This window comes from Halapricum hydrolyticum, assembly GCF_025517535.1.
Lineage (GTDB): Archaea > Halobacteriota > Halobacteria > Halobacteriales > Haloarculaceae > Halapricum > Halapricum hydrolyticum.
In genome coordinates, this window is sequence record NZ_JAOPKC010000048.1 from 1 (window position 1) to 1,373 (window position 1,373).

Annotated in this window: 1 protein-coding gene; it reads left to right on the forward strand. The window is 58.3% G+C overall.

Annotated features, from left to right (window positions below; translation table 11 throughout):
* The first annotated feature begins 57 nt into the window (after window positions 1-57).
* Window positions 58-1,170 (forward strand): transposase, encoded by a 1,113-nt coding sequence (locus tag OB916_RS16890; protein ID WP_315910467.1) that lies wholly within the window; start codon window positions 58-60, stop codon window positions 1,168-1,170.
* Window positions 1,171-1,373 lie beyond the last annotated feature (203 nt).

Below are 1,373 nucleotides of genomic sequence, written 5' to 3' on the forward strand. Positions count from 1 at the left end.
CAGTAGTTGCCGAAGTAGCTGAGAGTCGGATTTCTCCGGTGACAGCGTACGATGAGTATGGTTGCTACCGACGAGGCACGGCAGGTCTGCCGTGCCGCAGGATCGTTGCTGTATCCGTCATTGGACTTCGGAACGAAGCCAAACGGTACCTATCCGAGTGAGGACTTCGCCAGAGTCCTCACTCGGAGCGCCTTCGAACAGGAGTTCACCAACACCAGTGCCAGACACCTCCAACTTGCCAGAGGTGACGCTCTCGATCTCGAAGACCGGAGTCCGCTCGCAAAATCACTCCTGTACAATCTCGGAACGATGGAAGCGGACGCCATCGACGCCCAGTTCGATGGCGTCCGCGACCAGTTGATCGCCCAGACGAAGAGGGCACGGCAATTTCCAACAACCGCGGAGGCTGCGCTCGATCTTCACGAATGGCTCTATTACGGCTCCGACCAGACGCCGATGGTGTCGCGGATCAACCCGGAGCGTGGAACGAACCTCGCCTACGTCTTCGTCACGTTGTGCATTGTTTCCCCGGCAACACGATTTACACTCGCCTCGGACTACGTTGCTCAGACCGACACACCGTCACTGGTCGGGGTCATCCGAGACGTGATCGAGACGGCGCGCCAGGCCGTCTCGATCACTCGCATCTACTGTGACCGAGGGCTGTATCGAGTCGAGTTGGTTGATGCACTGAATGACCTTGACGTAGAATTCGTGATTCGCGCACCCAAAACACGCGGGATCAAGCGGGTTCTGTCGGAACACGACGAAGAGACGTTCGTCACTGACTACGAGTTAGTCAGAAAGCGATTGCCGCCGATGCGAGTGCCGGTGACGCTCGTCGTCGTCCCGCACCACTCGCGGGACGACGACTCGCTCTGTTTGATTACGAATCGAGAACGGACGGTGGATGAAGCGGTGCCACTCGCACAAGCGTATCGGCGTCGGTGGGGGATAGAAACGTCCTACCGGAAGATCGGTGAGTTTCTGCCTCGAACCACGTCGCCAGTGTTTGCGGTGCGGTTGTTCTACTTTCTGTTCGCGGTGGCGCTGTACAATCTGTGGATCGTGGTGTGTTTGCTGCTCTCTGAGCAGCGGCGGGTGAAAACGAGACCAGCGGTTTCCACGGCGACGTTTCGGTTCTTCCTCGGGCCAGTGATGTACGGCTAACCACCTCTCGGGGCGGCAGACCCGGGCTGGCGCCCGGGTCAGCACGCCCCTCCATACTGGCGAGACTGACAGTCGCTGTGAATGTCTCATCTCCTCGTTCACCGCCTACTCGAATCACTGCTTGAACAACCGGCTCAAGTCGGATTTCGACGATCGCGTCGTACCTCAGCGAACATCCTGCAATTTGAATCGGCAACTACTGT

What these genes read in the sequence shown, in the direction of transcription:
- OB916_RS16890 (WP_315910467.1), top strand. Translation starts at nt 58, where the DNA reads ATGGTTGCTACCGACGAGGCACGGCAGGTCTGCCGTGCCGCAGGATCG.